Source organism: Chryseobacterium sp. C39-AII1, from assembly GCF_039672645.1.
Lineage (GTDB): Bacteria > Bacteroidota > Bacteroidia > Flavobacteriales > Weeksellaceae > Chryseobacterium.
In genome coordinates this window covers 153,906-174,067 of sequence record NZ_JBDFPQ010000007.1, presented here as the reverse complement: position 1 = coordinate 174,067, position 20,162 = coordinate 153,906, and the positions used below count along the sequence as shown (strand labels likewise).

At 36.6% G+C, this 20,162-nt stretch carries 12 protein-coding genes; 1 reads left to right on the top strand and 11 read right to left on the bottom strand.

All coding sequences use genetic code 11. From position 1 onward, the window contains the following. Positions 1-67: 67 nt before the first annotated feature. Positions 68-511, top strand: a complete 444-nt coding sequence (locus ABEG63_RS12920) for a nuclear transport factor 2 family protein (RefSeq protein WP_346585319.1) — start codon at positions 68-70, stop codon at positions 509-511. A 350-nt stretch (positions 512-861) separates the two neighbouring features. Here the strand turns inward: ABEG63_RS12920 and ABEG63_RS12915 are convergent, their stop codons facing one another. The 11 genes from ABEG63_RS12915 to ABEG63_RS12865 form a co-directional block, all read right to left on the bottom strand. After that, positions 862-2,013: an alpha-hydroxy acid oxidase gene (locus tag ABEG63_RS12915; RefSeq protein WP_346585317.1), complete on the bottom strand. Its 1,152-nt coding sequence runs from the start codon at positions 2,011-2,013 to the stop codon at positions 862-864. Positions 2,014-2,098: 85 nt separating this feature from the next. Then, entirely contained in the window at positions 2,099-3,484 is a 1,386-nt protein-coding gene (locus ABEG63_RS12910; RefSeq protein ID WP_346585316.1) for an FGGY family carbohydrate kinase, read from the bottom strand. A gap of 467 nt (positions 3,485-3,951) precedes the next feature. Further along, on the bottom strand, positions 3,952-5,232 hold the full coding sequence (locus ABEG63_RS12905) for a sugar isomerase (protein ID WP_346585315.1): 1,281 nt from the start codon (positions 5,230-5,232) through the stop codon (positions 3,952-3,954). Between the two features lie 220 nt (positions 5,233-5,452). Further along, a complete protein-coding gene (locus ABEG63_RS12900) occupies positions 5,453-7,555 on the bottom strand; it encodes a bifunctional aldolase/short-chain dehydrogenase (protein WP_346585313.1) in 2,103 nt (700 codons plus the stop codon). A gap of 263 nt (positions 7,556-7,818) precedes the next feature. Next, the gene (locus ABEG63_RS12895; RefSeq protein ID WP_346585311.1) at positions 7,819-9,894 is read right to left on the bottom strand and encodes a RagB/SusD family nutrient uptake outer membrane protein; all 2,076 of its coding nucleotides are present in this window, start codon (positions 9,892-9,894) and stop codon (positions 7,819-7,821) included. Positions 9,895-9,912: 18 nt separating this feature from the next. Further along, entirely contained in the window at positions 9,913-12,954 is a 3,042-nt protein-coding gene (locus ABEG63_RS12890; RefSeq protein WP_346585309.1) for a TonB-dependent receptor, read from the bottom strand. A gap of 310 nt (positions 12,955-13,264) precedes the next feature. Continuing rightward, positions 13,265-14,353 carry an L-rhamnose/proton symporter RhaT gene (gene rhaT / locus ABEG63_RS12885; protein ID WP_346585307.1) on the bottom strand — a complete coding sequence of 363 codons (1,089 nt, stop codon included), beginning with the start codon at positions 14,351-14,353 and terminating at the stop codon, positions 13,265-13,267. Positions 14,354-14,756: 403 nt separating this feature from the next. Beyond that, on the bottom strand, positions 14,757-15,905 hold the full coding sequence (locus ABEG63_RS12880) for a glycoside hydrolase family 88 protein (RefSeq protein ID WP_346585305.1): 1,149 nt from the start codon (positions 15,903-15,905) through the stop codon (positions 14,757-14,759). 148 nt (positions 15,906-16,053) lie between these two features. Next, positions 16,054-16,830 (bottom strand): SGNH/GDSL hydrolase family protein, encoded by a 777-nt coding sequence (locus ABEG63_RS12875; RefSeq protein ID WP_346585303.1) that lies wholly within the window; start codon positions 16,828-16,830, stop codon positions 16,054-16,056. 3 nt (positions 16,831-16,833) lie between these two features. Then, on the bottom strand, positions 16,834-18,714 hold the full coding sequence (locus ABEG63_RS12870; protein WP_346585302.1) for a rhamnogalacturonan lyase: 1,881 nt from the start codon (positions 18,712-18,714) through the stop codon (positions 16,834-16,836). Between the two features lie 518 nt (positions 18,715-19,232). Next, on the bottom strand, positions 19,233-20,036 hold the full coding sequence (locus ABEG63_RS12865; protein WP_267402741.1) for a DUF4350 domain-containing protein: 804 nt from the start codon (positions 20,034-20,036) through the stop codon (positions 19,233-19,235). Between the last annotated feature and the right edge of the window lie 126 nt (positions 20,037-20,162).

The following is a 20,162-nucleotide window of genomic DNA, read 5'->3' as shown; positions in this document are numbered from 1 at the left end:
TTTAAACAGATTTAATGCAATCGATTACATTAACTATTTAAATAAGAAAAATATTATAAATTTTATTATGATCAAAAAAATAATTTTAGCCATGAGTTTTTTAATGGCAGTAACTATTTCCGCACAGAAAACTAATGATAAAGATGCTGTGACTGCGGCTTCAGAAAAATTAAGACTAGCAATGATCAGCGGAGAAAAACCTGAATTGGAGGCTTTAATTTTACCTGAATTAACTTACGGACATTCTGGTGGACATATTGATGATGCTACAGAATTTGTTGAAAAATTAGTCAGCAAAAAATCTGATTTTGTTACCATTGATATTACTAATCAGAAGGTTGATGTTGTTGGAAATACCGCGATTGTGCGTCATCATTTATATGCAACGACTGCTGATGCTGGAAAAGCACCCGGCGATGTAACATTGGATATTGTTCTAGTTTGGACTAAAGTGAAAAAAGACTGGAAATTATTGGCTAGACAGGCGGTAAAGTCTGAGAAAAAGAAATAATTTCTTCTACAATAAACGTAAATTCGCAGGGTTTTCTTTGCGATTTTTTTTGTTTTGAAGCTATTTTGAACCATTAAGATTTTTATTAAGAAGTTAAGAATATTAAGATAAGCTTCGCTTTTAGCAAAATCCTTATAAAATCTATTTGATTTTTTCTTAATCAAGTCTTAACAACTTAAATAATCTTAATGGTTTAAAAATGTATCTTAAGTTTTGGCTAAAGCCAATTGAAAATTTTGTAATAAAAAACGGGCTAAAACCCGTTCCTATTGAATATTAAACCATATTTTATCTTAGTATAAAGTTGAGAAACTTCCAGCCTCCCTCTTCAAGCATCCTTACCCAAAAAACTACTTTACTCTAAAGTTCTGTAACTCTTCCGGTTTTTCACAGCAAACCTGCTCCATTACCTGTCTGAACTGCATTTTCAGCATTTCAATGATGTGATCGCCACCTTTGTCGCCTAAAGCTCCGACGGCATACATAAACGTTCTTCCCATAAAGGTAAATTCGGCGCCACAGCTTAAGGCACGGGCAACATCCGGACCGGTTCTTACGCCACTGTCCATCATTATTTTAATCTGACCTTTATATTTTTCGCTGATTTCTTTCACCACCGCAATTGTAGATTCTCCGGCATCCAATTGTCTTCCGCCGTGATTGGAAATAATCATTCCATCGAATCCTAAACGGACTGCTTCTTCTGCGTCTTCATCGGAAGCAACACCTTTAATGACCAATTTTCCTTTCCATTTATCGCGAATGGCTTTGATTCTATCTGAATTTAATCTTCCGGAAAACGTAGAATTCATGAACTGCCCCAACTGTTTCACGTTCATGTTCTTATCCATATATTTTTCCATTGTTTTAAAACTTGGAATACCGTGTTTTAACATTTCAAGACACCATTCCGGTTTTGCCAAAGCCTGAGAAACATTTCTGAAATTCAGTTGAGGAGGCATTGCCAAACCATTTCGGATTTCTTTAGCTCTGTACCCGAAAGTCGGGACATCAGACAAAACACATAATACATCATAACCAGAAGCTTCACAACGATCGAGAATATCATCTCGCAACCATTCTTCTCTCGGATGATACAATTGATACCAAGCTTTTCCTTCCGTTAATTCCGCAATTCTTTCGATGCTGCTTGTGGTAACGGTACTTAAAATGAAAGGAATATTATGTTTAAAAGCTGCTTTAGCCAGAATTTCCGGAGCATTTGGCCACATCAAACCCTGCAATCCAACGGGAGAAATTCCGAAAGGAGCAGAATATTTTACGCCAAATAACTCGGTTTCCATATTGGCTTCTGCATAATTGTTATTCAAATAGCGCGGACGAAGCAGAACGTCTCTCAGCTCGCTTGTATTTCGGTCTCTGTTGATGTTTTCGTTACAGCCACCATCCAAATATTCGAACGCAAAACGAGGCATTCTTTTTTTTGCTCTTTCAATGAGAAGTTCAAGGGAGGCGTAACGCGTATCAAAGGGAAATGCCATAATTTGTTGTTCGTTGTTGGTTGATAGTTGCTGGTTTTACTATTTTGTTGTCAACTGACAAGCATTAACCAACAACTAAAATATTTTATACATTAAAAATTAAAGGTTGAAGCAAATTCATCTGATAATGTTGCTGTAAGAAGGTTTCATCGATTTCTTTATTAGAAATCACCATCGATGCTCCCAATGCCGAACCCAGCGGTGAATGTGTAGACATCACGCTGTAATCCTGAAAATGGTGAGACATCAGCTTCATAAATACATCATTATCTGTGAACCCTCCATCAATATAAATGGTATTGATTTCTGAATTTCCGATCGCATTTTTAATGGTATGAATCTGTAAATCCATTAATTCAATCATTAACTGATGATAAGCTTCTTCAAATGTAGCAAAAGAATTTAAATCTGTTTCACTAATCATTTTTCTTTTTAAAGCAATACCTTCAAAACGGAAATATACCGCCTGATGTTTCATCAAATGTAAATATAATTCCTGATCAAACTGTACTTCTCTGTGGAAACCATATTCTTTTCCATAATGATTGCACAATTTTTCAACCTGAATTTTATATTCATTGCCCATGAAAAAACGCGATGCTTTTACACGTTTTCCGTCGATTCGCATATAATTTAAGCAATTATTTTCGATGTCTTCATCTGTTAAACTTTCATCATTAAATGGATTTAAAGAAATACTCCAGGTTCCTGTTGAAAGCAATAAAAACGGCTCTTTTTTACTTAAAATATAAGGCAATAATGCCGATGAAGAATCATGGATTCCTACACCGATTTTGATTTTTTTATTTCTGTACGAAGTATTGATACTCGCAGAAGTCGGTACAATTGGCGGCAATAAAACATCAATTCCTTCTTCGTAAACCCAGTCGTGATAATCATTTTTATCGTAGTTCCACAAATTGGTGTGGCAGCCTATCGAAGTAAATTCCGACACACAAATTCCGGTAAACAAATAAGACAGATACTGAGGTAAATGCAGACTGTATTTAATTTTTTTGAAAGTTTCTGGATGCTTGTATTTTAACCAAAACAACTGCATTCCCGAATTCAGCATTCCGGATTGCGGCGAGGCTGTTTCGCGGGCAATTTTCAGTTTGCTACCGTGTTTTTCGTAGAATAAATCAAGAATATCTTCATCCATCGGTTTGGTATAATTGTACAAAGGCGTCAGAACATTTCCTTTCTGATCCAAGTGCACAAAACTCGCTCCATACGTCGAGAAATTGATGGCTTTTACTTCGAAATTTTCATCATCCAAAATGGCATTAAAATTATCTTTGATCCAATTTTGTAAGGCTCCAAGATCTTCCGTGGGATAACCGTCTTCATCCGTTGTGAGCGGCAATTCTGTATACTCACGAACGATTTCTTTATAATTTTTATCAAATAAAAAGAATTTTTTATTGGTCTTTCCAATATCAAATACGATGGTTACCTTTTTTTTAGACATTCTTGGGATGAATTTTTTTTACTTAAACACAAATTGCACTAATGCTTTCACTAATAACACTAATTTATGTTCTTAAATTTTATTTACTTGGATTTTATTTTAACGCAAAGTTCGCAAAGATTTTCTTTGACTACTAAACGTTTTTAAGTTCGCAAAGGTGTTTCACTCAGCAAAGGGATACCTTTTAATTTTAAACATTAATGCACTAATATTTTTCACTAATGACACAATTTTATTTGTGATATTTGTGCAAATAATTTGTGAAATTCGTGTTTAAAAAACACCATTAAGGAGTGTTCAGATATTAACATTTATACGGAAAAAATCCACTAATTTCCTTAAGCGACGAGGCTTAAAACCCTAATGATCTAAACACTTTCAACCTTAATGATTAAAAAAATAAGGATACATATAATTAAGGACTTTCGATTGCACCTGAAAGTCCAAATTATCAATTTAATACAGGTTTAAAGCCCTGTTGCTTTTACATTTAAACCTCTTTCTGAGATTAAATTTTCTCTTACTTTAAGATTTCTGTATGCTGAAATCGGGTCTAATGCCGCACCTGTCTGCAATCTCGCTGCTTTTAATAACGGACGAACATCTGTTCTGTAGGCATTCTGTAAAATTTCCTGCGCACGAACCACGTCGTTATTCAACTGAGCTTCTTTTAATGCCTTTTGATCTACCAAAAGAGCCTGTGCATAAGCAATTAAGATCGCTTCCAACGATTGAATTAAATCTTCCAACGGATCTTTGATATTGTGACTTGCATCGATCATCCAAGCCGGATAAGGGTTTTGAGGATTGTTCTCGATTCCGTACACCAATTCGTTGAAAATTAGAAATAATGCATAAGGTTTGATTGAACCTACCGTTAAATCATCATCTCCATATTTACTGTCGTTGAAGTGGAAACCTCCTAATTTTCCTTTATACATCAACGTTGCAACAATCTGCTCGATGTTGGAATTAGGTAAATGGTGACCTAAATCTACCAATGTGTACGCTCGTTCACCGCAAGCATTTGCCAGCATGAAAGACGTTCCCCAATCCTGAATGGTTGTTGAATAGAAATTCGGTTCGTAAGGTTTATATTCAATGAATAATTTCCAGTCTTCCGGCATTCCTGCGTAGATTTCTTTTAAACTTTGCTCTGTTTTTGACAAAGCTGTCTGGAAATTTAATTGTCCCGGAAAGCTTGATCCATCTGCCAACCAAACGGTTAAGCTTTTTGAACCTAATTCTTTTCCGATTCTGATGACTGCTTTATTATGTTCCACAGCATACGCTCTAGAATCTTCATTTACAGCATTTAAAGAACCAAATTTATACGACTGTTTTGCATCTGCCTGATCCTGAAAAGTGTTGGAATTCATCGCGTCAAAGATCAATCCGTGAGAAGCTGCTTTTTCTTTAATCGCTGCAACATCACTCGGAATATCCCAAGGAATATGTAATGAAATAGCTCCTGCAGAATGTGTTAAAGCGTGAATTAATCCTACATCATCTAATTTTTGTTCTAAAGAAGAGGGTTCGCCACCATAAGAAAATCTTCCGAAACGGGTTCCTCCTGCTCCCAAAGCCCAACTTGGAATGGCTACCTGGAAATCAGCAATTTTGTTGACAATTTCAGCAACATTTGCACCCGATCTTGTCAGTTTATCTGATAAATACCCGAAGTCTGAATTGAAATTTTCAACCTCGATTTTATTATTTTGTTCAATGATATCTTTTCCTATAATCATGATTTATTTTTTACATTTTTAAATTGAATAAATATTTAAAAAATTTTGAATTTGAACCATTAAGATCATTTAAGTTGTTAAGTTTTTTTAAGACAAATTAAATAGATTTTTTAAGTGTACCTCTCAAAGCGAAGCTAAACTTAACAATTCTCAACTTCTTAATAAAGCTTAATGGTTCAAGTATTTTAATTCATCAATTTAAAATAATTTGTTTTAAAATTTATCTTGGGAAAGCGTTTGCCATTCCACCGTCTACGTTGATGATGTTTCCTGTACTCTTATCCAAAATCGCAACACAAGCGAAAACTCCGTTAGCAATATCTTCAGGAAGGATAATTTCATTTAGCAAGTTTCTTTTTGCGTAAAATGCGGGTAACTCTTCTACAGAAATTCCGTTGGCTTTCGCGCGACCTTCTGCCCAAGATCCTTCCCAGATTTTGCTTCCAACAATTACCCCATCAGGGTTTACAACATTCACTCTGATTTTGTCAGCAGCCAATTCAGCAGCCAATAATCTTGTCATGTGTTGTTGCGCTGCTTTTGCAGTTCCGTAGGCTACATTGTTTGGTCCGGCAACTAATCCATTTTTACTTGCAATGTTTACGATATCTCCGCCTAAGCCTTGTTTTTTAACGATCTCGACCCCTGTTTTAACCATTAAAAACTGACCTTTAACCAAAACATCTTCCAATAAATCCCAGTCTTTTGTCGTTGTATCTTCCAAAGATTTTGAAATTGCCAAACCAGCTGAGTGTACGATAATATCTACCCCACCAAAAGCTAAAACGGTTTCTTTAAAAGCATTGGTAATCGCTTCTTCACTCGTAACATCGCATAGAACACCAACTGCCTGATCTTTATTATATTTAGAAGTTACCGTGTCTAAAGCTTCTTGATTTAAATCTGTGAAAACCACAACTGCACCTTCAGCAACCATTTTATCAGCAATTGCCTGTCCGATTCCGCCTCCAGCTCCGGTTACCACAGCGATTTTTCTTGATAATGGTTTTTCTTTTGGCATTCTCTGAAGTTTTGCCTCTTCTAATAACCAATATTCGATATCAAAAGCTTCCTGTCTTGGTAATGAAGTGTATTCGGAAATCGCTTCTGCACCACGCATTACATTGATTGCGTTTACATAAAACTCACTTGCAACACGGGTTGTCTGCTTATCTTTTGAGAAACTGAACATTCCCACTCCCGGATAAATGATAATCACAGGATTTGGATCACGCATTGCAGGGCTGTTTGGATGTTTACACGTTTCGTAGTATTCTTTGTATTCTTGTCTGTATTGTTCGAAAAGAGGATTTAGTTTTTCAAGAATAGCTTTAGAATCACTTAAATCTTCATTTTTATCTAAAGTCAACACCAAAGGCTGAATTTTAGTTCTTAAAAAGTGATCCGGACAAGACGTTCCAAGCGGAGCCAATCTTTCCAAATCGTTACTGTTGATGTATTCCAACACAACATCGCTGTCTGTGAAATGCCCAACCATTCTGTTTTCAGAAGAAGCCAAACCTCTTAATAAAGGCATGATTTGAGCCGCTTTATTTTTACGCTCGTCAGCAGGAAGAGATTCTACTTTTTGTCCGCCAAAAACCTGACCTTTTTCTTCGATTTTTTTAGCGATATATTCCGAAGCCATCTCGATCACTTCTAAACTGTTGATATAAGATTCGTAAGAAGTATCTCCCCAAGTGAACAATCCGTGGCTGCCTAAAACAATTCCTCTGATTCCAGGATTATCGTTTAAACATTTTTCCAATTGCAAACCTAAGTCGAAACCTGGTTTTTGCCAAGGAACCCAACCCATTGTATCACCCCATATTTCTTTGGTAACCGCTTCACTGTCTTTCGCTGCAGCAACCGCAATAAGAGCATCCGGATGAAGGTGATCGATATGTTTGAATGGAAGTAAACCATGAAGAGGCGTATCAATAGAAGGCGCTTTGCTGTCTAAATCGAAGATACAGTGATTGAATAAACCTACCATTCTGTCTTCATCCGCAAGACCTTGATAAACATTTTTCAGATTACGAAGTCTCTCTGTGTATAAACCTGCAATTCCTTTTCTCGTAAGCGTTCCGATGTCTCCACCTGAACCTTTCACCCACATTACCTCAACTTCTTCGTTGGTTAATGGATCTTTTTCGATGGTTTTGCAACTTGTGTTTCCGCCTCCGTAATTGGTGATTCTAAGGTCTGCCCCCAAGATGTTTGAACGGTATAAAAATAAAGCAACCTGATCATCTCCGAAAGATGCTGCTTTTTCATCATCCCACAAATAGTCTACGTATTTGAATGTTTTTACTTTTTCCATTGTTTATCTTATATTTCTAAAATTCTAAATCAAAATTAGACTGTTATATTTTGTACAGCATCCCGTACTATACTGCTTAATGCCTGAATTAAGGATAAATTAACGTTTATATAATTTTTATTGAATTTATCTTTTATAATAGCCTGATTTTGATTGTTGGTTATTAATATTTTGTGATTAAGCGTTTAATTTTTATCATTAAAATTTTACCTGTAAAAAATACAGCCATCCATTATTTAATGAATATTTTAAATTATATTGAATTAATATCCAGGCAACTGAGTTAAATTAGGATTATCAATCAACGGATGACCTGCAGAAGCTGCTGCAAATGGAAGTAATTCTGTTTTATTAGGTACAAATCCGTAGAAAAGACCATCGCCGCCGCCTTCGATCCAGTTTGGATAAGCTCCGCCGTTTTCAGCAGAACCTGTAGGCTTGGTATAAATAATATTTCCAATCTGAAGCTGATTAAACCCAGCTAAGAATCCTGCTGCTTTTCTTGCATTTCCATTGAAGGTACTCGTATAAGCCTGGAACATATTGGTAGGATACCATTTCTCTTCCGTTGTCGTTGTTTGACCGTGAGCTGTTACAATTGCTCTTAATGCTGTCTGGTAAGTCGCATAATTAGCTGAACTCGTCGGAACATTCGTAATCGTTGCAATCTCTGTAGGATTTGTAATATCAATATATTTTAAAGCCAAGTAAGGATCTCCGTAAATCTGTGCGTTTTTTTCAAGTCTGTAAAGACGGTAAACAGGCGTATTGGCATAGGCTCCGGCTTTGTTTGATAAGTTTTTCATTGCCTGTTTTGTGGCTTCAATTTCGCTAGCTAAACGGTTCATTCTGATCAAATCTGTACGTAGGTTAAACTCGCCTGCAAATTCCCACTTACGCTCCTGAACAATCGCGGATTCATAAGCCTGCTGACCAGACGGAAGCGATGCACTTCCAATTCCGGCACGGTTTCTCACCTGCATTAAAGCGGCATTTCCTGCTGCGGTTGGCCCTCCGTTTAAGTAGTTTTGCGTTTCAGCATACATCAATAAAACATCGGCATATCTTAAGACTGGAATATTTAAATTACGGGCATCGGCCGCCTGAGGTGCCACACACCATCCCATTCTGAATTTACCAGCCATAATACATGAGAAAGTAGTTCCAGCGTTCACCCAGGTATCGCTTGCTGCACCACCATTCAAGAAATAAACACTGTATGATGTACAGGAAACATCTCTACGCGTATCTCCTTGATTGAATGACAAATAATAACTCGGAAGCACAAACTGCAATGCTTTTCTTGATCCGTATGTTCCTCCACGAGAACCTTCATTGGCATATACACCAAAGGCAGAGTTGGTATTAGCTCCATATTCAGCGATCTGCCATAGAACTTCTGTGTTTGTTACGGAGAATTTTCTCTGAGCAAAATTGTACCATAATGCTTCAAAACCACTTTTACCACTTTGAGCTTGCACCAAAGAATTGGTTCCGCCGTTAATAATAGTTGCACAGGCATTATCCGCAATCTGATACAATTGCTGAACTCTTGTATTATCGCTTCTACGGGACATCATAGCACCGCTTCCGGTATTCAGATCCCAGCGAAGAGAATATCCGGCTGCATATAAAGCCACTCTCGCCAACAAAGCATTAACACCTTGTTTAGTTAATCGTTCTGTGGTTGCATAGCCACTTTGTGCAAAATTCGGAATAATATTTACCGCTTCCTGAAGATCACCAATAATCTGATCGTAAATTCCGTCACGCGAAGAACGTTTTGGATATAAAGTACTTGGATCATTAGGATCCATTTCATCCAAAGGTTTAAAAACAGAAGGAACATCTCCGTATACGCGGATTAAATTATAATAACAAAATGCACGAATAGCCTTTGCTTCAGCAATCAATACATTTCGTTTTGTACTTTCCGGCATTTTACTCAATCCGCTCACTGCGATATTGGTTCTTTCGATAACCGCATACATTGCCGAGTAAATTCCTGTAACTGTATTCGGAGTGTATGCATCATACTGATAGTTACAGATATTATATTTTGAATTATTGGTAGATCCGTCTTCTGAAGAATGAATCACCGTATCTCCCGCTCCCAGCTGATAATACATTTCTGTAGGAATTACTCCTCTGTAACATCCGAGCACGTACATTTCAGCAGTATCAATATTATTAAATACAGATTCCGTATCCAATGAGTTGTAAGCTGGCTGATCTAAGAAATCCTCGCTGCACGAATTCATAAATAAAACAGCAACAAAAACAGAAGGCAGGATAACTAATTTTCTTAAAAATCTTGGAGAATTATATATATTTTTCATGATTTAAATCGCTAAATGTTAAAAAGTTAAATTAAGACCAAGAACATAACTTCTTGAACGCGGATAGGTTGAACTATCATATCCCGGAGTAACGGTTACTCCGCTCGCCGCTGTAACTTCAGGATCATATCCTGAATACCCCGTAATCGTCGCTAAATTACTCACTGTAAAATAGATACGCGCATTAGACATCATTACTTTGCTCAAAAATTCTTTAGCAAAAGAATACCCTAAGGTAACCTGAGCAATTCTCAGATAAGAACCATTTTCAACATAATAAGATGAAGGATAAGCGATATTGGCTGTATTGGTATTACTTAAGCTCCAAAGATTTGATGCTTCATTTGGATTCAGCTCTTTTAATCTTGCCAAATTTGTTGTTGCCAAACCTGTATTCGGATCAATTAAATGATAATAATTGTTCCCGAATTCTGAAGGAACGTTCTGAAACATCGCATAAGGACTTAAACTCTGCTTCGTCGCATTGTAAATATCATTTCCAACACTGAACTTCATAAATACTGCTAGATCAAAACCTTTGTAAGAGAAATTATTGCTAATTCCTCCGATAAAATCAGGAGTTCCGTTTCCGATCTTCTGCATTTTTCTGGTAAACTGATCTCCAGCTTCGTTATCCGCCGCAAACTTCATATCACCTGGCTTCGGAGTTCCTGAAGAAGGTTTTACCACACCTGGTTTTAAGCTTAATGTACCGTCTGCATTCTGATTAAAATCATCTGTAGTATAAACTCCCTGATAAACATAGCCATACATATCTCCCAACTGCTCTCCTACTGTTGCGTAGTAAGTCACCATTCCCGTTCTGCTTCCACCGACACTGAACGTTTTATTTAACTGCCCGCTTTCAAGGGACATTACTTTTGATTTATTGAAAGAGATATTTAAATCGGTAGTCCATCGGAAATTGCTTGATTTAACGTTGATGGTGTTCAATGTAAATTCCATTCCTCTGTTTCTCATCGAACCAATATTTTGATACTGTCTTGAGTACCCTGTAGAAACAGGTATTATCGACTGAAATAACATTTGGCTGACGTTGTTGTTATACCATTCCGAAGTTAATTTAATTCTGCTATTAAAAAATGCCATATCTACACCGATATTTGTTGTTCTCAACTCTTCCCACTGAAGATAAGGATTCCCCCAATTGGTGCTGGTAACATAGGCGGGATAGCCCTGAGTATTATTCATCGGATAATCCGTCAGTAAAACATTGGTTCTCCATAAATTATTAGAAATTCCGTTATTTCCTGTAACCCCGTACTCTACTCTTAACTTAAAATCATTAAAGTAATTATTGATTTTATGATCTTTCCAGAAATTTTCCTGAGAAACACGCCATGCACCCGCTACTGAAGGAAAATATCCCCAACGAGAACCTTCTGCAAACTTGGAAGATCCATCAGCACGGAATGTTCCTGTAATTAAATAACGGTTATCATAATTATAGTTGACACGCGCGAAATAAGAAAGTAAGCTATTGCTTGATCGGTCTGTATTTTTATCAGCGACTGTGGCGTTTCCGATATCATCCAGCCCAAAATTTGGATAAGGAAATTTAATTAACCTCATACTGCTTCCTTCCGATTCTTCATACCAAATTTCATTTCCGATTAAAGCATTTACTTTATGTTTTTCTCCGAAAGTTTTATTATAATTTAAAGTATTGGTAATCTGATAGCGGTAGCTTTCCGCATTAGCAATATTCCCGTTGATTCCTGTGTTTACAGGATCTGTAAGAAAAGCTCGGGAATTTTGATCTGAAAAAGATGTCGATTTACTATTCGTCCAGCTATATTGTCCCGCAGTTCTCCAGGTAAAGTTTTTTAAAAAGTCAAACTCAATACCTGCATTGGCAACAAATGTTCTTGTTTTTTTATTGGAAGTTGACGCTTGAGTCTCTATGAATGGATTTTCTGTATCAAAACCAGAATCTAATGCTGAATAATCAGGAAAAGTCTGCGTATTGAACAATTGATCATCCGTAAATAAAGTGCCTCCTGTAATTGGTTGAAGCAAGATTTTTTTCATCCCAGAATAAGATCCGCCACCATTTACAGAATTATTTGTAAACATCGTATTGAAATCTACTCTTACTCCTTTGTATAACTCTGAATTGATATTTGCTCTCAATGAGTTTCTCGTTTCACTCGAATTCTGAAGTAAACCATCTTGTTTATTGTAATTATAACTGATGAATGCCTGTGTTTTATCATTTCCAACAGAAACATTCAGGTTATGGTTCTGAGTTAGTCCGGTACCTCCCAGCATCTTTTCCTGCCAGTCTAGTGCTGCTACAGAACCGTAACGATCGGCTATTCTCTTAAAAGCACCGGCATTAAATCCTGGCGTATCTGTTCCTAAACTATTGTCAAAAACATTACTCCATTGTGTTGTTTTACCTTGAAGTTGTGCTAACTCATATTGATATTTCACAAACTGCTCCGAACTAGAAATCATATCCAATTTCTTAGAAAGCATATCAAAAGACATGAACGTATTGTAATTAATCACCGTTCTTCCTTTCTTACCACTTTTGGTCTTAATTACGATAATACCGTTTGATCCACGGGCTCCATAAATGGCAATAGCAGAAGCACCTTTCAATACATCAATACTTTCAATATCATTTGGATTGATCACATTTAGGGCATTATCCAACTGAAAACCATCCACAATATACAACGGATCTGAACTTTGTGTAATCGATGAACCACCTCTTATTGTTACGTTAGCGCTCGCACCGGGAGCTCCACCCGCTGTTACGATATTCAAACCTGCTGCTCGCCCCTGCAATGCCTGTAAAGCATTCATAGCAGGTGTTGCGGCTAAATCTTTTGCTGAAACTGAAGAAACAGATCCGGTAAGGTCAGATTTTTTCACTTTTCCATAACCGATGATGACTACCTCATCAATATCTTTTGTGTTCGTTTTCACACTATCATTTACTCCTTTCTGCCCCCAGACAAAACTAGCTGAAAGCATAAAAGCAGGAAACACGATCCGCTTTATATTCTGATGTTTAATTATTAAAGACATATGTTAGTTTTTATAAGGATTTATAATATTGCATCACAATGTTACATTCTTGTCACATTTCCTGCATCCTGCAATATCCTGTATCCGATTTTTCATAATTTAACTTAATTAGCTATAAATATTTTATATAAATTTTAAAATTGATAATAATTTGATGATATAATTCAGAATAAACATAAAAATACACAACACTACTTAGTTCAAGATAAAAAAGGCAGCTGAAAAAATCACTGCCTTACTCAATTTGAATTTTAAACTATATGTTATATGAATATTGTGAAAAATTAATGATTATGTATTCTTTGAGATTTTATCGTAAAGAATTTCCGTATCCTACAATCAGAATTGAAATAAACATCACCGCCATCCCAATCATAATAGTAGAAATGGTTTTCTTGGAAACTCCTTTCCATTCTTTAATGATCACCCCCCATAAATTGGCAATTAAAATGATAAATGCCATGTGTAAGATCCATGAACTTGGGCCGTTCCCCATTTTACTTTCTCCCATTCCGTAGAAGAAAAACTGCAAAAACCACATGGTTCCGGCAAGCGCACAGAAAATAATATTCTTTGCAAAGGGAACATTCTTTTTGGTATAATCGCTGTAAGATTTATTTTTAAATGATAAATAAAGACAACCGATAAGATTGGATGCCATACCGCCCCAAAGGACAACAACATACGTTACATTATTCTGGAAAAGGAATTCTCCCTGCCCCGGATTTGCTAGTTTCCAAGCATCATTAGCGACAATTGCCATTGGTTTTCCGGCCTCAAGACCGAAATTGAAACATGCACTTAAAACACCTGAAATAATGGCTACAACAAGTCCTAAACCGAATTTATATTCCGTTTTTACCTCCATCCCATGAGGATCAACAGCTTCTGTCTGAAGTTCTTTATCTTTCATTACTCCGGCTTTTCCGCTGATGATAATGCCGACAACACAAACTAGAAGCCCTAATAAAACAAATTGTCCCCAAGAATTCGAAAGCATTAAACCAATATTATCTTTACCTTCCTGCGGCGAAAATTCATAATAAATGGAAGGCAGAAGAGATCCAATCACCATCGTTAACCCCAACATAATACTGCTTCCTAATGCTACCCCCAGGTAACGAACGCCCAAACCGTACATAAAACCGCCGATTCCCCAAAGGGCACCGAACATAAATGTTAATCCTAAAATAGATGAACTTTCATTCTGAATAATATCCCAAAAGTTAGGAATGGTAAGAAATGCGGCCAACGGCGGAACGATAATCCAAGAAAAAACGCCACCAATCAACCAAAAGGTTTCCCATTGCCATCCTTTTACTTTCTTGTAAGGCAAATAAAAACTGCCCGAAGAAAAACCTCCTAAAAAATGGAAAATAACTCCTAATAATGCATTCATAATTTATTCTTCTTGATTGATTTTGAAAATTAACAAGATGGAACCGATTGCGCATCTTGTACTGTCATGCCTAAATTTTTGAAAAAATAAGATTTTTTTCTATGTTTTACATCTAAATTGTAAATCAATGATCTATTAAGAGTTAGGATTAATTTTGAACAATTTTAGTTCAAAACTATTTTCCAAAATAAGGCTTGGGTTTGAGTTTTAATTATAAATAGAAACCTATTAAGCGGAAAAATGGTGATTCTATAAAAGCTCACCTTCCCCCAATTTTATCGATCAACTGTCTGTTTAGGCATAAAAAAACCTAACAGTTTTAAAAATCCGTTAGGTTTGAATATCCCCTTTGGCAAAAGCCTTTTGATAGATCTTATATTGAAATCGGCTAAAACCCAACTCTTTATTTTAACTTGTAAACTTCACTTGCTGCAAGCAATACACAACCCAATCCATAATCTTCAAAATCAGGGATTTTATCAACCGCTAAAGGCTGTCCATCCTTCGGTTCTTTTCCAGTACCCTGAACCCAGCCTAAAAATCCGTTCGGCTGAACAGAATCTTTTACAATCGCATTCCAAGCCTTGATTAAAACAGGAAGATATGTTTTCTTATCAATCAAACCTTTATTAATTCCATAAGCCATTCCGTAAACGAAAAGTGCTGTTCCCGTCGTTTCTTTTCCGCCGTAATTTGTAGGATCATGAAGGCTTACATTCCAAAAACCATCTTCTCTCTGAATCGGAAGCACCGCTGATAAAAGGTCTTTATAATCCTGCAAATATTCTTTATAATGAGAATCAGATTTTGGAGTGTCTTCCAAAGTACGCGCCAATGCAGCCACTACCCAACCGTTTCCGCGGCTCCAATAGCAATCTTCACCATTCGGTTCTTTGTAAGGCGGAACAAAATCTTTATCTCTCCACCACAATTTATCCTTCACGTTGTACAAACCATTTCCGCCATGTTTGTATTTCGTATAAGCATACATTTCGTAGTTTCTGTCGAAATATTTTTGGTCGCCAGTGATTTTACCTAATTTCGTAAAAATAGGCATGCTCATCTGTAAAGCATCAATCCACCACCAATCATCCACTTTTTTTGTGGCAATCATGCTATCCATTGCTGCTTTTACGTTTTTGATTCTTTCCGGATTTTTTCTACCGTCGATTTCGTAAAGATCAAGATACGTTTGTCCGCAAGCCTGATGATCAGCATTTCTTGTATACGTTCCACGCTGTAAATTCCAATCGTGGTTATTTGCCCAAGACATGGCGTAGTCGTAATATTCCTTTTTCTTGTCTACCGAATACAAAGCCATCAACCCTTCATAATAAACTGCTCTCGTCCACAAATTACTCGGCCAGACTTTTTTACCAACAATATCTTTTTTGGTATCGGGCCATTTATCCATAAAATATTTGTTGGTACGTTCTGCCACTTCCAAAACTTCTTTTTTATTGGGAAGTGCTGTCTTTTGTTTTTGTGCCGAACACGAGGAAAAACCTCCGAGCATTATAGCAACAAAACTTGCTGTTAATAGTTTTTTCATAAGTATATATTATTTTTTTATTTTAATTTGTTTAAACGCTACGAGCGCAAAGTTTTTGTTAATTAAATCCTGCATATTTTTGTGATCGCAAGGGCACTCTGTTCAGCAAATGATAGCAGAAAAAATTTCTACAGTATCGTGCAAAGCATTATTTAATATATTTTTTTAGGTCGCAACCTTTTAACTGCTTAATACCTTTTGTGACCAATTCTGCGTTTACAATTGCGCCTTCTTTGTTGGTGTGGGTATGATCTTTCGGGAAGAAAGTTTTCACTTTTTCAGCGCCCATTTTTTCATATTTTTTGATAACCATAGTATTTAAATCTAAAAAATAAGCTCCGGTTTGCTGCGCCACTTCTTTAGCCCAAACTCCGTATTGATCTTTTTCAATTTTCCCTTTTTCATTAAACTTATTTCTCGGAATTGGCGAAACAATAATCGGAATAGCTCCTTTAGATTTCGCTTCATTCGCATATTTTCTCATGTAATATCCAAAAGTATAAACCGTTTCATTCACCTTTCTGATGGGATTGTAAATATCTTTTGATTCTTCCCCAATTCCTTTTATTGTACCCCTTGCTCTTAACGTATCTGCCAATTCTCCACCATCATTATGACCAAACTGCATTAAAACATAATCACCTTTTTTAATGGTTTTCATAATGGAATCCCATCTTCCTTCCGTCACGAAAGTTCGGCTGCTTCGTCCGCCTTTTGCGTGATTCTGAATCTCAATTTTCTCCGTATTTAAAAACATATCCATGAAACTTCCCCATCCCCAAAGTGAATCTGCTCCTTTTCCTGAGCCATTTTGTACGGTGGAATCTCCAATAATGTATAAAACAGTTTTGTTTTGAATCTTTTGAAATGAAGCCGCAATCATTACGATTAAAGCAATAGCCGGAAGTAAGAATTTTAGTTTCATAGTTTATTTTTGAGATTTTACAGTTACAATATTTGGTTGAGGAACTTCTTTCACCGATTCATCCAGATAATAATCTGTATGCGGTGGTTGATTATATCCTACATTTTGCCAAACAATACTCAATCGATATTGCGGATTATGCATCAAAGTGTACAATCTGTGTTTCGTAGGAATTGTTGTACTGAAAATCCTCAATTCCTGATTATCGGCTGTTCTATAAATCAATTCCTCACGCCAGTCTCCGAATAAATCAGCGACCAAAGATGGGTTTTTCTTGGTTCCGTTATTCGATTCGCACTGGAAATTTTTAGCATCAAATATGACATTTGATTTTTCTTTTTTCCAATCCCATTTTGAAACAACAGTTCCATCTAAAATTTCGCTTAAAAAATCTCCGTCCCAATAGATTCCCATATTACAAGCCGGAGTTTTTTCTGCTATTTTCTTTCCTTTTACATCATAAAGTCCTTTCACTCCTGCTCCTGCTGCCCAAGATTCCGAACCTTCGTAACGAGGATCTATATTTAATGATAAACCTCTTCCCGGACCTTGAAACTTGCTGTCTTTACTATAAATTAAAGAAGGTAGTTTCCACAAAACTTTTCCGGTTTTTCCGTCTCTAAAATGTGCTCCCGCATCATCAAATCTCTCCTGAATATCAAAAATTTCAAGTCCCGGATTTGATGGATCCAAATCTCCAACATGCAACGCATCTCCGTGACCGTAACCTGTACTATTCAAAACTTTTCCGTTGTCATCAACCGTCATTGCACCGAAAATAATTTCATCTTTTCCATCATTATCGACATCGGCAATACTCAGATTATGATTTCCCTGTCCGCGATATTGTTTGTTTTCTTCCGAACTTTCTGTATCAAAAAGCCATCGAAGACTCAATTTTTTATCTTTAAAATCCCAAGCAGCAATCGCAGTTCTGGTATAATACCCTCTCGACATAATTACACTTGGCGTTTTTCCGTCGAGGTAAGCAACTGCTCCCAAAAATCGGTCGATGCGGTTTCCTTTGGCGTCGCCCCAAGTTTCGGTCATTTCTTCGTTGGTCGGATTTAAACTTCCTGCAAATCTTGGAACTTGATAATTTACGGTATTAATTTCCGCTCCCGTTTGTCCGTCAAAAACAGTCAAGAATTCCGGTCCGGAAAGAATCATTCCGTTTTCGTTGACGTAATTTTTTGTTGGATCACCAATGAACTTTCCTTTTCCGTCTTTGCTTCCATCGGCCGTTTTCATTACGATTTCGGTTTTTCCGTCCTGGTCTAAATCATAAACTAAAAACTGCGTGTAATGCGCTCCTTCTCTAATATTTTTGCCTAAATTAATTTCCCACAAAAACTGTCCGTTCAGTTTATAAGCCTGAATAATCGGCGGGTCTGTTTCTCCTTTCTGACTGTTATCGTGTGACCTTCCGGTTTGATGAAGAATGATTTCATATTCTCCGTCTCCGTCCAAATCTGCAATTGAAGCGTCATTCGGAGTGTACCCAGCTGGTGTTTTCAGCGGAATTGAAAAATAAGGTTTTTGATTGGCTTTGTATTGTGCAAAATCTTGGTCAACGTCCTGATGTTGTGTATTTGATTTTACGAAGTAGGTGTAATTTTTAGATTTATCAGCGGTTTTATCTAAAAAATTAGTCTCGTTAAGCAATGGTTTTTCATTCAGCTTTTTGGTCTGATTATTTTCTGTGCGATACAAATCGAAATGAGTATTCTGAGCTTCCGTTCCCAGCAGACGCCAACTTACAAAAACGCCTGACTCTGCAGGAATTGCCACAATTCCTCTTTTCAGATATTCCATTTGCCTTTGGGCAAAGAATGTTTGCGAAAGAAAAATGGCGGATGTAATGAATATGTATTTAATTTTCATAATGCACATTATTTTTCATTTTTTCTATAAAAAAGATGAAGCAACAGGTCGCTCCTCCGAAGCTTGTTTTTATTTCTATTAGCAGTAAATCCCGATGGGATTTTAAATAGTTCCGTTAGGAACGGACTGTTAATAGAAAATAATTATTCAATAAATTAAAGCTCTGGAAGAGCGACCTGCAAATTGTATTTCAATTTTTTATCGGATAAGAATAGTTATTTTTATGTTTTGGCTAAAGCCGAATTTGAAACTTCATTTTTTTAACGGGCTAAAGCCCGTTTCTATTGATTTAGTCCTTTTTGATTCCAATCCTTGTGAAGATTTTGAACCCCGAAAAGAATTTACTGCTTTTCTAAACCTTATAGGTTTTAGAAACCTATAAGGTTTGTACAGTTGAATCTCTCGCAGCCCGACCTGAGTGGAGCTCTTTTTGTCGCAGCAAAGCGGAGACAAAAAAGCGGGAACGGAGGGCGGAAAAAGCTGCCCAAATAAAAATTCAACCGATTGCACAAATTGATTTATTTTTTAGAAGTTTGCTTCAGCAGCCATTTCACCCATTCTTCTGTGCCTTCATAGTTAGAAAAATCTTCCGTAAGCTTCTTTCCATCAATGTATTCATTATAACACCACGGATCTCCCAATGCGAAAACAGTACCTTTTCCAACCTTTGCAATGGCGCCAATCACCTGATTCTGTGCATGCAAAAATGGTTTCGCAGGTGCTTTTGCCGTTATAGTACTCACTTCTTTCATATATAATTTAAGCTCAGAAAATACCTCATTGCCCGGTTGTACATATACAGCGCCCTTTTCAAACTCTCTGCCTTTCAATCTATTGATGCTGTCATCATTGAAATGAATCCCGAATTCTCCAGCCAGTTTATTGAAATGTTCAAACTCCGAATTGCCGTTATCATTGCTCAATAAAACCAGAACGCCACCTTTTTTCACCCAATCTACCAGGTTTTTGATTGAATTAGCATCGATAAGATTGGCTTTTCCGCCGTACGCTTCTTTGTCGATATCCGCATCAACGATGATGTAGATATTGGCTTTTTTCAAATCTTTTTTGGAAGGAGCGGTCGTTAAAGTACTGATTTCTGCACCTTGTTTCTGGAAAATTTCGCCCAGCAAAGAAAATCCGCCGTTGGACGTGTCGTTCCATGTGTAATGCCAAGATTCAAGAACTTTGGTTTCTTTATTTTCCTTTTTTTCGTTGTTGAAAAAGTTGTCTAAAACGACTTTCGGTTTGTTTTGAGCATTGGAAAATCCGAATGTGAGGAGCGTTCCTAATGCTAATGTTTTTACTATGACTTGTTTCATAATTTATTATACTATTTAATTTAACCTGTTTCTCTATAATTTTTGAACGCAAAGTCCGCGAAGTTTTTCTTTTAAACTACTAACTGTTTTTAAGTTCACAAAGGCGTTACACTTAAATAAGAACAC

What these genes read in the sequence shown, in the direction of transcription:
- rhaT (WP_346585307.1), bottom strand. Translation starts at nt 14,353, where the DNA reads ATGAATGCATTATTAGGAGTTATTTTCCATTTTTTAGGAGGTTTTTCT.
- ABEG63_RS12900 (WP_346585313.1), bottom strand. Translation starts at nt 7,555, where the DNA reads ATGGAAAAAGTAAAAACATTCAAATACGTAGACTATTTGTGGGATGAT.
- ABEG63_RS12910 (WP_346585316.1), bottom strand. Translation starts at nt 3,484, where the DNA reads ATGTCTAAAAAAAAGGTAACCATCGTATTTGATATTGGAAAGACCAAT.
- ABEG63_RS12915 (WP_346585317.1), bottom strand. Translation starts at nt 2,013, where the DNA reads ATGGCATTTCCCTTTGATACGCGTTACGCCTCCCTTGAACTTCTCATT.
- ABEG63_RS12865 (WP_267402741.1), bottom strand. Translation starts at nt 20,036, where the DNA reads ATGAAACAAGTCATAGTAAAAACATTAGCATTAGGAACGCTCCTCACA.
- ABEG63_RS12895 (WP_346585311.1), bottom strand. Translation starts at nt 9,894, where the DNA reads ATGAAAAATATATATAATTCTCCAAGATTTTTAAGAAAATTAGTTATC.
- ABEG63_RS12875 (WP_346585303.1), bottom strand. Translation starts at nt 16,830, where the DNA reads ATGAAACTAAAATTCTTACTTCCGGCTATTGCTTTAATCGTAATGATT.
- ABEG63_RS12870 (WP_346585302.1), bottom strand. Translation starts at nt 18,714, where the DNA reads ATGAAAATTAAATACATATTCATTACATCCGCCATTTTTCTTTCGCAA.
- ABEG63_RS12880 (WP_346585305.1), bottom strand. Translation starts at nt 15,905, where the DNA reads ATGAAAAAACTATTAACAGCAAGTTTTGTTGCTATAATGCTCGGAGGT.
- ABEG63_RS12920 (WP_346585319.1), top strand. Translation starts at nt 68, where the DNA reads ATGATCAAAAAAATAATTTTAGCCATGAGTTTTTTAATGGCAGTAACT.
- ABEG63_RS12905 (WP_346585315.1), bottom strand. Translation starts at nt 5,232, where the DNA reads ATGATTATAGGAAAAGATATCATTGAACAAAATAATAAAATCGAGGTT.
- ABEG63_RS12890 (WP_346585309.1), bottom strand. Translation starts at nt 12,954, where the DNA reads ATGTCTTTAATAATTAAACATCAGAATATAAAGCGGATCGTGTTTCCT.